Raw genomic sequence first — 14,313 nt, 5'->3', positions numbered from 1 at the left:
CTGCCACCGCTCCCCGGCCGCGGCCGAGGGAGAGTTATTGGCCGCTATCGATGATCGATTGCATTTCCGACTGGGCGCTCGAAAACGCGCCGTCGACGTCCTCGCCGAAGATCGCGGCGTTGGTGAAGCTTGCCCAAGGCCCGTTGGCGCTGTTGATCAGATCGTTGAACTGCAGCGTATAGGGCGTCTTGGCGACGGCGATCGCCTTCAGGCCAACCTGCATGCGCGGGTCGAGACCCTCCAGCACCTTGTCGGCGATATCACCGCGCGTCGGCAGGCTGCCATATTTCGCCATGATCTTCTGGCCGTCCATCGAATAGACGTATTCGAGGAACTCCTTCACCGCATCGATCTTCTTCGTGCCCTTGGTGATGACGAAATTGTCGCCGCCGGCAAAGGACGAAGGCTTGCCGTCGACACCGGGAATGAGGGTCACGCCGAAGTTGATATCGGGATGTTCGGTCACCAGCGTGCCGATGGCAAAGGCGCCGAGGCTTTGCTGTCCGATCTTGCCGTTGGTGAAGGTCAGGAAGTTGGCGCCGTTGTCGCTGGCAGCACCCGCCGGCACGAGGTCCTTCTTGACCATGTTGCGGTAGATATCGACCGCCTTGCGCATCTGAGGCGTATCCAGCGTCGCCGTCTTGCTGTCGGCCGACAGGATATCGACGCCGGCGCCCCAGACCAGCGGCGTGAAGGTGAAGATCATGCAGCCGCCGCAGCCGCCGCCGGAGAAATAGAAGCCGTAGGTATCGTCACCCAGCGCCCGGATCTTCTCGGCATTGGCGGTGATTTCGTCCCAATTCACCGGTGCTTTCTCCGGGTCGAGACCGGCCTTCTTGTAGAGGTCCTTGTTCCAGGCAAAGACCGAGGTTTCGACCGAAAGCGGCAGGCCGTAGATCCGATCCTGATAGGTGCCGAGGCGAACATGCGACGGCGAAAGCGAATTGAAATAGGGAAGCGACTTCGCCCAGTCCGTCAGGTCTTCCAGCTGGCCGGCCGCGGCAAAGGCAGGGTTATAAATCAGATCCATCGACAGGGCGTCCGGCGCCTGTCCGCCGGCGATCGCCGTCGCATATTTCTGCACCAACTCGGAGAACGGCACCTCGGTCATCACGACCTTGTTCTCGTGACCGGAATTATAGGCTTCGACGACCTTCTTGAAGGCATCGCCGATCCCCGAGCGAACCCACATCTCGACATTTTCGGCAGCCGACGCGGCCGATACCAGACATAGGGTAGCGATGCTGGTCGCCACCAATAAACGCTTGATCATGACACTCCTCCCGATATGGCGCATCTCCCTGCGCCTTTGCTCATTCCCTTGTTCTCATTCCGTGGAAGCTTTGCTCCCGCATGACTGCCGGACGATCAGCCGGCAGGGCAATTTCCTCACGCCCGGCTCGACAGGCCGTCCTTCCGCGAGCGCCAGCACCGTCAATCCGGCCTGCCGTCCGAGTTCCTTCAATTCCATGTCCACCGTCGTCAGCGGCGGCCGCGTCTGGGCCGCGACAATCTCCCAATTGTCGAAGCCGATGACCGAGACGTCCTGCGGCACCTTGACGCCGCGCTCGCGCAACGCATCCACAGCGCCGCGGGCGATCTGGTCATTGCCGCAGAAGAGCGCATCCGGTTTTTCTCCCGGCCTCTTCCACAGCTGTTCGACCGCGTCATGGCCCCAGCTTTCCGACCAGACGCCGTAGAGCACCGGTTCGCGGTGACCGGCCACCTCGTGATAGGCGCCGGCGCGTTCCCGCACCGAGAAGAAGTCCTCCGGCCCGGTGATATGGGCAATCCGCCGCCGCCCGATCTTCACGAGCCATTCCACCGCCAGCCGCGCACCCTGCTCGTCGTCCGACCGGAAGGTAACGCTGTTCTGCGTCCCCTCCGTGAAGGCGTAGACAACAGGCACATGCAAATTCGACAGATCGACGGGCAGGCGCCGATCCAGGCGCTTCCCCGTCGCGATGATGCCGTCGACCTGTTTGTCCAACATCGCATCGACATGGATCTGCGCAAGGGCCGGATCGTCTTCGATGGCGCACAGGAAGACCGAAACGCCGTGATCGACGAGCGCGTCCGAAATACCCGCCATGACAGGCAGCGTGAAACGGCCGTAGGTATCGTTCGTCAGCAGCCCGACGGTGAAACTGCGCTTGCTGAGAAGACCTCTTGCCAGCGCATTCGGCCGGTAGCCGATTTCCGCTGCGATCCGCTTCACCCGTTCACGCGTTTCCGACCCCATCCGGCCGGTATCGTTGAGCGCTTTCGACGCCGTCGAGATGCTCACCGCGGCAGCCGCCGCCACCTCGTGGATGGTAATCCTGCCCCCTTTTCCTCCCAATATGTTCAGACCTTCCTCCTTCTGAAGTGAGCTGAGAAAAGCTTTTACCAACTCGCATGTCAAGTGAGAAAAGGTTTTCCCATTCCCGCCGAGCGTCCAGTCAGCAAGTGCAGTGGCGGAATAATAGGGATGGCGCGAGCAAGACCGGGCGCGCATCGGCGGGGCCGGATTGCCGGATGATGTAAGGGTTAGAGGAAATGCGATGGAGCTGGATCGCCCTGTCCTTGCGAAGACAGGTTTGTTGCTGCGCCTGATGATCGCCGAAAGAGGCCGCTGTCAGCGCCTCCAATGGAGGCGCCGCGTTACGGCCGAACGATCATCGAAAGATCAGGCTACGTGCCTTGCGAGTGCACAGCGCGACCAGAGCGAATGCAGCGCCTCGACCAGATGGGCGATATCGGCATCGGAATGCAGCGGCGTCGGCGTGATGCGCAGCCGCTCGGTCTTCTTCGGCACCGTGGGGTAGTTGATCGGCTGGACGTAGACGCCGCAATTGTCGAGCAGCAGATCGGAGATCCACTTGCACTTGGCCGCATCGCCGACCAGCACCGGCACGATATGGCTCGGATTGGGCATATGCGGAATGCCGCGCTGGTCGAGCAGCGCTCTCAGCTTGCGGACCCGGTCCTGATGGCGGGCGCGCTCGAACTGGCTGACCTTCAGATGCTGGATCGAGGCGACGGCGCCGGCGGCGAGCGCCGGCGGCAGCGCCGTGGTGAAGATGAAGCCGGAGGCGAACGAGCGGATGAAATCGCAAAGGGCCGTCGACGCGGCGATATAACCGCCCATCACCCCGAACGCCTTGCCGAGCGTGCCCTCGATGACGGTCAGCCGGTCCATCAGCCCTTCGCGCTCGGCAATGCCGCCGCCGCGCGGGCCGTACATGCCGACCCCGTGCACTTCGTCGAGATAGGTCATCGCCCCATATTTGTCGGCGAGGTCGCAGATCTCCCTGATCGGGGCGATGTCGCCGTCCATCGAATAGACGCTCTCGAAGGCGATCAGCTTCGGCGCCTTCGGATCGGCGGCCGCAAGCTTGGCTTCGAGGTCGGCGACGTCATTGTGCTTCCAGATCACCTTGTCGCATTTGGCGTAGCGGATGCCCTCGATCATCGAGGCATGGTTCAGCGCATCGGAGAAGATGATCAGGCCGGGGATCTTCGCACCGAGCGTGCCAAGCGCTGCCCAGTTGGACACATAGCCCGACGTGAAGATCAGCGCCGCTTCCTTGCCGTGCAGATCGGCAAGCTCACGCTCGAGCATGACGTGATGGTGGTTGGTGCCAGAAATATTCCGGGTGCCTCCCGCACCCGCGCCACAGTGGTCGATGGCGTTCTTCATCGCCTCGATCACCTTCGGGTTCTGGCCCATGCCGAGATAGTCGTTGGAGCACCAGACCGTGACTTCCTTCTCGCCATCGGCCGTATGGCGGGTCGCGCGCGGAAAGTTGCCGCGGTGACGTTCGAGATCGGCAAAAACGCGGTAACGGCCCTCGGCATGAAGCCCGTCCAGCTCGTTTTTGAAAAACGCTTCGAAATCCATCATATGCTCCAGTATCACGCGGACGTTCTTGATGACCGGACGTCCGCGCGTCAATGCTTACCCTTTGCTTTAACATCAACTGCGGCAAAAGGCCCAGATTTTTGAATGATTCCAGATAAAAAATATGCGAGCCGAGATCAATGGAATTGATGCGGCAGAATGCAGCGGAGTTTACCAACCATGCGAAAGGTGACGACGGCCGCATCGCAAAAAAATCAGCACATCGGATGGACAACCCTTTCTTCCGACATAGTTTTCGGTCTAGCGTGACGAAAAAATAGAAGGGACGGCCTTTGCCCGTTGGGCAACAACCTCGGAGAGAAAAGATGAAGAAAGCTGTCATACTCGCATTGATCGGCCTGTCGATCGCAAGCTGCACACCGACACAGCAGGGCGCCGGCATCGGCGCTGCATCCGGTGCCGTGATCGGCGGCGTCGTCACCGGCGATGTCCGTGGTGCGGCAGTCGGCGCCGCCATCGGCGGCGTGTCCGGCGCCCTGATCGGCAGCGTCGCCGAACAGCCCGGCCAGTGCTACTATCGCGACCGCTACGGCCGCCGCTACATCGATAGCTGCCCGCGCTGAGAGCGCTTGGAAAGCGTCAAATTCGGAAAATCCCGGACACATGTCCGGGATTTTTTGTGCTAAATTAGCGCGTTGGCAATTTAAAATGGTACACGCCGCGCGATTTTGCCGCTAAGCTGTTCACGGCTGGGCAACGAAGCTTCATTGTAGGCATAACCAAAAGCGGCGGATGCGGATCAGAGGGACAGGCCCGAAAACAGGTACTGCGTATCGGCGAACAGGCACCATGATGGTGGTCGCAGCGGCAGCTGCGTTCTCACCGGTCCTGATCGGCGACGCTTATGCCTTCAAGCTTTTCGGCATCACCATTTTCGGCAAGGAAGAAGACGAAGGTGAACAGGTGCCCGATCCGGTGCGCTACCACGTCGACCTCAGAGCCGATACCGTCGATCCCGACCTGAAAGAAGCGCTGGAAAACAGTTCCCGCCTCCTCAGTGACCAGAAACTGCCGGTGTCCGGCGATCTCGGCATCGTCGTCAAGGCGCGCGACGACCGTGAGCGGCTGATCGCCACCTTGTATGAAAAGGCCCGCTATGGCGGCCTGGTAACGATCACCATCGACGGCAGAAACATCGACGACCTGCCGCCCAATCCGACATTCGACCGGTCCGGGCCGATCCCCGTCACCGTCGACATTGCTCCCGGCCCGGTTTTCAAGGTCAGGGAGGTCCAGTTCGGCGGCGATGCCGCAAACCATAATCCCGCCGATTACGATCTCGCCCCGGGCGCCGAGGCCGGCTCGCTCGCCATCATCAGAGCCGGCGACAAGATCGTCGAACAGTTGAAGAGCGAAGGCCGTCCCTTCGCCAAACTGACCGAACGCAAGGTGGTCGCCGACCACAAAAGCGATACCGTCGATATCGTCCTTGCCGCCGAAGGTGGTCCGGTCGCCCCGATCGGCGATGTCGGCGTCACCGGCGAGAAGACCGTCAAGCCAGCTTTCATCCAGCGTTATTCCCGGCTGAACAAGGGCGAAGCCTATTCCCCGGAAGCGTTGAAGAAAGCCGGCGAGCGCCTTCGCGCCCTCGGCGTCTTTTCGAGCGTCACCATCCACGAAGGAGATGCGCTGGCGCCGGATGGCACCCTGCCGATGACGATCGAGGTTTCCGAAGGCAAGAGGCGCTATTTCGGCGTCGGCGCGCAATATTCCACCACCGACGGCTTCGGCATTCAGGGCTATTGGGGCCACCGCAACCTGTTCGGCGAAGCCGAAACGCTGAGGATCGAGGGAGCGGTCTCTCGGCTTGGCGAAACGACGGATGTCGGCAGCCTCGACTATTCCGCCGGCATCCTCTTCACCAAACCCGGCGCCTTCTTCCCCGCCGCCACCCTGAAGGCCGGCATCGTCGCCAAGACCGAAAATCCGGATGCCTATAATGCGACGCTCGTCACCGCCTCGCTCGGCCTGTCCTACGAGTTGACCGACCAGGACACTGTCTCGGCGAGCGGCGAGCTCAGCTGGGAGCGCGACGACGACGCATTCGGCGAGAACGACTATCTGACCTTCACCCTGCCGATCCAATATGATCGCGACGCACGCGACGACAAGTTCAACCCGACGGAGGGCTATCGCGCGACCTTCTCGGCAAAGCCCGGCTACGAAATCTTCAACGCCACGCCCTATGCGGCATTCCAAGGCTCGATCTCCGGTTATCTGCCGTTCGGCCAGGACGACGGCTTGGTGCTGGCCGGCAAGGTAGCCGCCGGCGTCCTGATCGGTGGCGACAGCATCGGCGACATTCCCGCCACGCAGCGCTTCTTTGCCGGCGGCGGCGGCTCGGTCCGTGGATACAGCTATCAGGAAATCTCGCCCTATAACGACAATGGCGATGCCACCGGCGGCCGCTCCTATGTGACCGGTTCGCTGGAGGCCCGCATCAAGATCACCGATACGATCGGCATCGTGCCCTTCATCGATGTCGGTACTGTATCGGACAGCACCTTTCCGGGTTTTTCCGATATCCGCGCCGGCGCCGGCGCCGGAATACGATATGCAACGCCTTTCGGCCCGCTGCGGCTTGATTTTGCCATGCCGCTGAACAAGTACGAAGATGGCACAGATTACGGAATCTACGCCGGCATCGGCCAATCCTTCTAGAATTGCCGATCCGCTCGTGTTTTCCGATCTGCGAGCCGTCATGAAAACGGGGTAGTGTCCGCGCCGATGCAAACGCTGGCAAAAATCGTCAACTGGATCCTGCGGCTCACCGGCTATGCGCTGGGCGCCACTTTGATTCTCGCTGTCGCAGCCCTTGCGATCTTCGGCTTCACCAGTTTTGGCGCCCGCATCGTCACCGAAAGGATAGCCTCGACGCTTTCCAACCGCGACATGACGATCGAAGTGCGTGAACCGCAAGGTCTTCTGACCGGCGGGCTTCGCGCTGCCGAGATCTCCCTCTCCGACACCCGGGGCGTCTTTGCGGAAATTCATGGCATCGCAATCGACTGGAATCCGCTGGCGCTGCTGACCGGAACCTTCCACGCCAAACGCTTCGAGATCGAAGCGATCGACGTGCTGCGCAAGCCGGTGCGCACCCTGCCCTCGCGGCCCCGAACTGAAGCCTCCGGCGGATTCAGCCTGCCGATCAAGATCGATATCGACCGCGTCGCACTGCCCAATATCAAACTCGCCGCACCCATTGCCGGGCGCGCCTTTGCGCTCGCCGCCGAAGGCAGCCTTTCGGCGAACGGCGATGGCGGCGAGGCTATCGTCAATGTCAGCCGTCACGCGGTCCCCGATGCGCGGCTTGCCGCCGACATCGCCTATGCGCCGGCCGAAAACCGGCTGCGGCTAAAGGCACAGCTTTCCGAGCCGAAGGGCGGGCTGCTGGCGGGCTTTCTCGGCCTGCCGGACAGCCCGGCGGTCAACATCGATCTCGACGGCCAGGGGCCGATATCCGATTGGAAAGGCAAAGTGCAGGCCGCCCTCGACGGGCAGCAACGCGCCGCAATCGAGGCCCGGCATCAGATCTCGGCAGACGGACTGCATCACCTCGACCTCAAGGGCGGCGGCGACCTAAGCTCGCTGCTGCCATCGGCATTCCGGCCGCTTTTTGCCGGCCAGACCAATATTGATCTTGCCACCACCTTCGACAACCACGGCAAGATCGATATCCAGACCGGCAATATCGCCACCGGCAGCGTCGTCATCGCTGCCTCGGGCACCCTCGATCCGGCCGGCAACAACAGCCTGAACGCCAATCTGCTCGGCACCTCGGGGCCTGTCGATTTCCGCTGGCCGCTCGCCGAAGGCGAAGCGCGCTTCCTGATATCAGGTCTCAACCTCGCGCTGACAGGCGATGCGCAGGCGGCCCGGCTCAACGTCAGCGGCTCGCTCGACACCGCAACCCTGCCCCAGGCCGATATCGGCAACGTCAAACTGACAGCCAAGAGCGACGCCTTCAATCTCGCCGCGCGTTCTGGCAGCATCCAGCTGCGCCTCGTTGCCGGTGACATGAGCTTTGCCGAGCCGAACCTCAATCGCGCTGTCCAAGGACCGGTCACGATCGCCTCGCCGCTGCAGATCACGCCCTCCGGCATCGGCTTCAACGGCACCACCGTCGAAAGCGCCAATATCAACGGCAGCCTCAACGGCTCCTATCGGCTGGCAGACCAGGCGCTGACCGGCAACCTCAAGCTCACCGTCGAACCGGCGGCCCTGCCGGCTGCGGCAACAGCCAGGTTCGACGGACCGATCTCGCTCGAAAGCCAGGTGGTCGGCACCATCCCGTCGAAATTCGCGCTGTCCAATCTCGTCCTCAAGTCCGGAACGCTGGAAGCGGCCGGCAACGTCGCGCTTGATGGCCAGATGTTGAATGCCGATCTCTCCGGCCGGCTGCCTGACGTCGGCAAGCTCATCCCCGGCGCCAGCGGCGGGGTGGGTTATGCGTTGAGAATAGGAGGTGAGCTCCCGGCAGTCTCGGTGACGGCCAATCTCAAGGCCACCAGCCTTGACATGGCCGACCGCAGGCTCGGCAACCTCAATATCGACCTGTCGGGCCTCGCCGATCCCAAGGCGCCGCAAGGCAAGATCGCCGCCACCGGCACGATCGACGGCCAGCCGATCAGCATCAACGGCGACATCAGTTCGAAGGACGGCAAGACGAGCATTCCGGCACTGACCGCCGATATCGGCGGCAACCGGTTGACCGGCAATGTGGAATTCTCGCCCGCGCTGGAGCCGACAGGCGCCCTGACCTTCGATTTTCCCAATCTCGGCCTGCTCGCCGCACTCGGCGGGCAGAAGGCCGAAGGCGACCTTAAAGGCTCGCTCGGCGTCAGCAGCGATGGCGGCAGGATTGCGCTCAAGCTGCTCGCAACAGGCGGCTCGATCCGCCGTGATACGCTTGCGATCGTCAAGCCTGAGATCGATGTCACGGTCAGCGATCTCAGCGCCCTGGCCGCAAGCGGTACGGTCAAGGCCGAGGAGGTGAGTGCCGGAACGAACAAGCTTGCCGGCCTTTCGCTTGGGTTCACCAAGCAGCAAGACCATACAGATTTCGATCTCAATACCGCCTATGACGGCAATCCCGTACTGGCGACCGGCAATATCGAGGCGGCGGGCGGCACGATGCACCTGAACCTCGATCGGTTCTCGGCAAGCCCCCGCAATATCCCGATCGAGCTTGCCGCACCAACGCAGGTTACAATCGCCAGCGGGGCCGCCAGCCTGAACGGACTGACGTTGAAGACCGGAACCGGCTCGGTCACCGTCACCGGCTCCGCCGGCGAAACGCTGAAGCTCGATGCCGACATCCACCAACTGCCGGCAGCGCTCGCCAACGGTTTCGTGCCCAATCTCTCAGCCGGCGGCACGATCTCCGGAAGGATTGCCGTGACGGGAACGCCGGCAGCACCCGTCGCCGACTTCAAGCTCGACTGGAAGGATGCGACGACGGGCCAGACCAAGGGCGCTGGCCTGGCGCCGCTCGGTATTGCCGCCGGCGGCAAATTCGCCGACAACAAGCTCGATTTCGACACGACGGTCGGCAGTGGTGACGGCCTCTCGCTCAAGGCCGCCGGCAATGTCTCGCTCGCCGACCCGAAGGCACCGGTGCTTGAGGTCGACGCCGATATCCTCAACCTGCCTGCCCGCATCGCCAATGGTTTCGTTCCCGATCTCGCCGCCGAAGGCACGATCACAGGAAAATTGACGGCGTCGGGCTCCCTCGCTGCTCCAACCGCCAATGTCGATCTCGATTGGAAAAGTGCTGCGACGAGCCAGACGAAGCGCGCCGGCCTTGCGGATCTGACCGTCAAGGCATCCGGAAAATACGCCGACAGCAAGCTCGATTTCGACACGGCGATATCAGGCGCCAACAGCCTCTCGCTGAAAACATCAGGCAATGTCGCCATCGCCGGCACGACGATCGGCAACGTCAAAGTCGACGCCACGCTGACGAATGTCCCGGCGAATATCGCAAACGGTTTCGTCCCCGATCTCGCCGCCGAAGGGGCGATCTCGGGAAAGGTCTCGGCCAGCGGCCCGCTTTCCGCCCCGAGTGCCGATTTCGATCTCAACTGGAAAGACGCGGCGACGAGCCACACGAAACGTGCCGGCCTTGCAGCGCTCGGCGTGACCGCGTCGGGAAAATTTGCCGAAAACAAGCTGGATTTCAACGCGGCAGCCCGCGGCGATCAAGGCCTCTCACTGACGGCCATGGGTAATGTCGCACTCGCCGGTACGGCGATCGACAGCATCAAGGTCGATGCCGAGGTCGCCAAGCTTCCGGCCAGTCTCGCAAATGCCTTCGTTCCCGATCTGGCCGCCGGCGGAACGATCTCCGGCACTGTGTCCGCCGCCGGGACACCCGCCGCACCGAAGGCCGACTTCAAGCTCGACTGGACGGATGCTGCGACCAGTCAGACCCGAAGCGCTCATCTCTCTGGCCTCGCGCTGTCCACATCCGGACGCTTCGCCGACGATCGCCTCGATTTCGATGCCAATCTCGCCGGCAAGGACGGCCTCTCGCTCAAGGCCGCCGGCAATATCGCGATATCGGGCACATCAGTTCGTAACATCGACGTCAAGGCCGATCTTGCCAACCTGCCTGCAGGTCTCGCCAACGGCTTCGTCCCCGGTCTAGCCGCCGAAGGCACGGTCTCGGGAACGGCATCCGCCTCCGGAGCACTGCCGAAACCGGCCGTCGATTTCAAGCTCGACTGGAAGAATGCCGCCACCGCCCAAACCAGGAGCAGCGGCCTGTCGGGACTGAGTGCTGCGGCATCCGGCAAATTCGCCAATGACCGGGTCGATTTCGACGCCAACCTCGCCGGCAAGGACGGCGTGCTGGCCAAGGCAAAGGGCGGCGTCACCATCGCGGGAACGGCCATCAGGGACCTTTCGATCAATGCCGATATCCCGGCGCTGCCGGCAAGTATCGCAAATGCCTTCGTTCCCGATCTTGGTGCCGAAGGCACGCTCTCGGCAAATGCCGTGACGTCGGGAACGCCGACAAATCCGATCGTCGATTTCAAGCTCGAGTGGAAAGATGCCGCGACCAGCCACACCAAGGCTGCCGGCATTTCCCGCCTTGCGCTGGCGGCGACGGGAAAATACGCCGGTGACAGGCTGGATTTCAATGCCGCCCTCACCGGCAGCGGCGGCATTGCGCTGAAAGCCACCGGCAATCTCGCCATCGAAGGCACATCGATCCGCTCGCTCGACGTCACGGCAAACACCAGCAATCTGCCGGCTGGCATCGCCAACGGCTTTGTTCCCGGCCTTGCAGCCGAGGGCGCGGTCTCGGCGACCGTCAAGGCCACCGGTGCGTTGTCTTCGCCCTCCGTCGACTTCAAGGTCGACTGGAAGAACGCAGCGACGAGCCAGACAAAGGGCGCCGGCCTTTCGCCCTTCAACATCGACGCATCCGGCAAACTTGCCGGAAACAAGCTGACGGTCGAGACCAGCCTTGCAGGTGACGCCGGCATGTCGCTGAAGGGCGGCGGCAGTGTTGCGATCACAGGCAATCGCCCCATCGACATGCGCTTCAACGGCAATCTTCCTTTCGCCGTGCTCGGCGCCCCGCTTGCGCAGCAGGGTCTCGTCGCTGACGGCGTCGCCACCGTCAATCTCCAGATCGGCGGAACGGCCGCAGCACCCGTCATCAACGGCACTGTCTCGACCAATGGCGCAAAGCTCGTCGACGTCCGGCGCAATCTGGCCGTCAACAACCTTGCGGCAACGGTGACCTTCAATGGCAGCCAGGCCGTGATATCGCGCCTCAACGGCAGCCTTGGCAGCGGCGGCACGATTTCGGCCAGCGGCACGATCGGCATCCAGCCGGCCGGCGGCTTTCCCGCCGACATTTCGATTAAGCTCGATAAGGCGGTCTATGTCGATGGAACCCTTGTCGTCTCGACCGTCAATGGCACGCTCGGCCTACGCGGGCCGATTGCAAACGCGACGCTGAGCGGCAAGCTTCGGCTGGACAAGACCTCGATCACCGTCCCGGAAAAATTGCCGACCTCGCTCAGAGAAATCGACATCCGGCATAAGAACGCGCCGCTGGCGGTGCTGGCGCAGCTGCGTTATGACGGCGAGCGCAAACCCGGTGAGAAATCCTCCGTGATGACACTGGATCTCGAAATCGACGCGCCATCGCATATCTTCGTGCGCGGCCGCGGCATCGATGCCGAGCTCGGCGGCCGCGTGACCATTCGCGGGACGGCGGCGGCACCGGTCGTCACCGGCGGTTTCACCATGCGCCGCGGCCGCCTGACCATTCTCAACCGCCGCCTGGATTTCTCCGACAAGAGCCGGATCACCTTTGCCGGCGACCTGACGCCGGCGCTCGAGATGGAAGCGACCTCGACCTCCGGTACCACGACGCTGACCGTCGACGTCGCCGGCCTCGCCACCGACCCCGCCATCACCTTTTCTTCCTCGCCCCAGCTGCCGCAGGACGAGGTCCTCGCGCAGCTGATTTTCGGCCAGTCGATGTCGAAGCTCTCACCCGTGCAGATCGCCCAGCTCGCCGACGCCGTCAGCCAGTTGGCCGGCAACCGCTCCACCTCGCTTTTCGAAGGCCTGCGCAACCAACTCGGCGTTGACGACTTTGACGTCAGCACCGATTCCAAGGGCCAGACGAGCGTCAGCGTCGGCCGCTATCTCAACGACCGCACCTATTTCGAATTGCAGCAGGGTGGTTCGGCCGGCGCCAAGGCGGTGATCAACCTCGATGTCGGCCGCGGCGTCAAGCTGCGCGGCGGAGCAGGCGGCAATGGTGAAGGCGAAGCTGGCATCGTCTATGAACGGGAATACTGATGCATCGCATCTCGCCTGAAGCTGCTGCGCGGCAGTTTTGGAATGACGGCATGCACGAGCTCTAAGCCACCTTAGAAACCGGTCTTGCTCGTCTTGAGAAGAATGTTGGTCTCGGTCGAATTGATGCCGTTGATCAGTCGGATGCGGCGCAGCGTCTCGTCGAAGGAGGGAAGATCCCGATCCTCGAGTTCGGCGACGAAATCCCATTTGCCGTTGGTGCTGTGAAGTGCGCGCACCTGTGGCAGGCCCCGCAGCTGATCGGCCACCCTGTCGGCGAGCTTGCCGAGCACCTCGATCATGACGATGGCGCGCACGCCGGCGGACCGCGTCTCGTGACCGGTGCGGATGGTGAAGCCGACGATGGTGCCGCTGGCGACCAGCCGGTCGATCCGGGCAGCGACCGTTGCCCGCGATGCACCCGTCATCGCTGCAAGCGAGGAGACGGAAATCCGGGCATTGTGGCGAAGGGCACTGAGAAGTTCGGTGTCGAGATCATCCACGCTGATCACTTTGTCAAAATAGGTTTATCATTCTGCGCAATCATAATCCATTTCTGACAATTTTCCATCTTTTTGCCGTCAGCCCTTTATCTCACTATCGGTCGAAACAGGCCTGAACACGGAGCCCCAGACATGAATGCCCAATCGCGATCCGTCACCCTCATCGGCGCGCCGCTGGAAGAAGGCTCCGGCCGCAGAGGCGCTGCCATGGGGCCTGCCGCCTTGCGCATTGCCGGCGTCGATCAGACGTTGATCGAGCTTGGCCATGACGTCGCCGATATCGGCGATCTCAGGATCGTGCCGGCGATGGATCTGCCGAACCATCCGAAAGCCCACAATCTGAGGATCGTCGGCGCCTTCACCCGCGCGCTCGAAAGCAGCGTCCATGACGTCGCCGCCGCCGGCCGTTTCCCGCTCATTCTCGGCGGCGACCACAGCCTTTCCATGGGCAGCGTCTCCGGCATGGCCCGTTATGCCGCCAGCAAGGGCCGCCCGCTCTTCGTCCTCTGGCTCGATGCCCATGCCGACTTCAATTCTCCGGCCACCTCGCCCTCCGGCAATATTCACGGCATGCCCGTCGCCTTCTTCTGCGGCGAGGCCGAATTCGCCGAGATCCTGCCGAAGGACCGTCCGTTCGTCGATCCGAAGAATGTCTTCCAGGTCGGCATTCGTTCGGTCGATGCGCGTGAGCGCGAAGAAATCCACGAACATGGCGTCAACGTCTTCGACATGCGCGCGATCGACGAGCAGGGCATCGGCGCCATCATGCGTGAGATCCTGGACGTCGTGACCAAGGCGAACGGCCTGCTGCATGTCAGCCTCGACCTCGATTTCCTCGATCCCGAGATTGCCCCTGGCGTCGGCACGACGGTCCCGGGCGGCGCGACCTTTCGCGAGGCGCATCTGGTGATGGAAATGCTTTCGGATAGCGGCCTCGTCTCGTCGCTCGATCTCGTCGAACTCAATCCGTTTCTCGACGATCGCGGCAAGAGCGCCCGCATCCTGGTGGAGCTGACGGCAAGCCTCTTCGGCCGCCGCATCTTCGATCGTCCGACACGCGCGGCATAGAGCATGTCGCGC

At 62.6% G+C, this 14,313-nt stretch carries 8 protein-coding genes; 4 read left to right on the top strand and 4 right to left on the bottom strand.

The window, feature by feature from the left end; all coding sequences use genetic code 11:
- Positions 1-34 precede the first annotated feature (34 nt).
- The 3 genes from FHT75_RS25845 to hemA form a co-directional block, all read right to left on the bottom strand.
- Complete coding sequence (locus FHT75_RS25845; RefSeq protein WP_063476271.1) at positions 35-1,273, bottom strand: ABC transporter substrate-binding protein; 1,239 nt, start codon at positions 1,271-1,273, stop codon at positions 35-37.
- A 54-nt stretch (positions 1,274-1,327) separates the two neighbouring features.
- Complete coding sequence (locus tag FHT75_RS25840; RefSeq protein WP_063476270.1) at positions 1,328-2,305, bottom strand: LacI family DNA-binding transcriptional regulator; 978 nt, start codon at positions 2,303-2,305, stop codon at positions 1,328-1,330.
- A gap of 363 nt (positions 2,306-2,668) precedes the next feature.
- A complete protein-coding gene (hemA, locus tag FHT75_RS25835; RefSeq protein WP_132574534.1) occupies positions 2,669-3,883 on the bottom strand; it encodes a 5-aminolevulinate synthase in 1,215 nt (404 codons plus the stop codon).
- A 326-nt stretch (positions 3,884-4,209) separates the two neighbouring features.
- Here hemA and FHT75_RS25830 point away from each other — a divergent pair, with 326 nt between their 5' ends.
- From FHT75_RS25830 to FHT75_RS25820, 3 genes are all read left to right on the top strand, one after another.
- Entirely contained in the window at positions 4,210-4,467 is a 258-nt protein-coding gene (locus FHT75_RS25830) for a YMGG-like glycine zipper-containing protein (protein WP_028756469.1), read from the top strand.
- A 169-nt stretch (positions 4,468-4,636) separates the two neighbouring features.
- On the top strand, positions 4,637-6,565 hold the full coding sequence (locus tag FHT75_RS25825; RefSeq protein ID WP_176707316.1) for an autotransporter assembly complex protein TamA: 1,929 nt from the start codon (positions 4,637-4,639) through the stop codon (positions 6,563-6,565).
- Between the two features lie 66 nt (positions 6,566-6,631).
- On the top strand, positions 6,632-12,733 hold the full coding sequence (locus FHT75_RS25820) for a translocation/assembly module TamB domain-containing protein (RefSeq protein WP_183845247.1): 6,102 nt from the start codon (positions 6,632-6,634) through the stop codon (positions 12,731-12,733).
- Between the two features lie 71 nt (positions 12,734-12,804).
- Here the strand turns inward: FHT75_RS25820 and FHT75_RS25815 are convergent, their stop codons facing one another.
- Positions 12,805-13,242 (bottom strand): Lrp/AsnC family transcriptional regulator, encoded by a 438-nt coding sequence (locus tag FHT75_RS25815; RefSeq protein WP_174824498.1) that lies wholly within the window; start codon positions 13,240-13,242, stop codon positions 12,805-12,807.
- 123 nt (positions 13,243-13,365) lie between these two features.
- On the opposite strand from FHT75_RS25815, the gene rocF reads away from it, so the two are divergent.
- Complete coding sequence (gene rocF / locus FHT75_RS25810; protein ID WP_028756020.1) at positions 13,366-14,301, top strand: arginase; 936 nt, start codon at positions 13,366-13,368, stop codon at positions 14,299-14,301.
- The last annotated feature ends 12 nt before the right edge of the window (positions 14,302-14,313 follow it).

Source organism: Rhizobium sp. BK112 (assembly GCF_014193215.1).
Taxonomy (GTDB): Bacteria; Pseudomonadota; Alphaproteobacteria; order Rhizobiales; family Rhizobiaceae; genus Rhizobium; species Rhizobium anhuiense.
Note: the sequence above shows the minus strand (reverse complement) of the source record. Positions and strands in the feature narration are given on the sequence as shown.

What these genes read in the sequence shown, in the direction of transcription:
- hemA (WP_132574534.1), bottom strand. Translation starts at nt 3,883, where the DNA reads ATGGATTTCGAAGCGTTTTTCAAAAACGAGCTGGACGGGCTTCATGCC.
- FHT75_RS25845 (WP_063476271.1), bottom strand. Translation starts at nt 1,273, where the DNA reads ATGATCAAGCGTTTATTGGTGGCGACCAGCATCGCTACCCTATGTCTG.
- FHT75_RS25830 (WP_028756469.1), top strand. Translation starts at nt 4,210, where the DNA reads ATGAAGAAAGCTGTCATACTCGCATTGATCGGCCTGTCGATCGCAAGC.
- FHT75_RS25820 (WP_183845247.1), top strand. Translation starts at nt 6,632, where the DNA reads ATGCAAACGCTGGCAAAAATCGTCAACTGGATCCTGCGGCTCACCGGC.
- rocF (WP_028756020.1), top strand. Translation starts at nt 13,366, where the DNA reads ATGAATGCCCAATCGCGATCCGTCACCCTCATCGGCGCGCCGCTGGAA.
- FHT75_RS25825 (WP_176707316.1), top strand. Translation starts at nt 4,637, where the DNA reads ATGCGGATCAGAGGGACAGGCCCGAAAACAGGTACTGCGTATCGGCGA.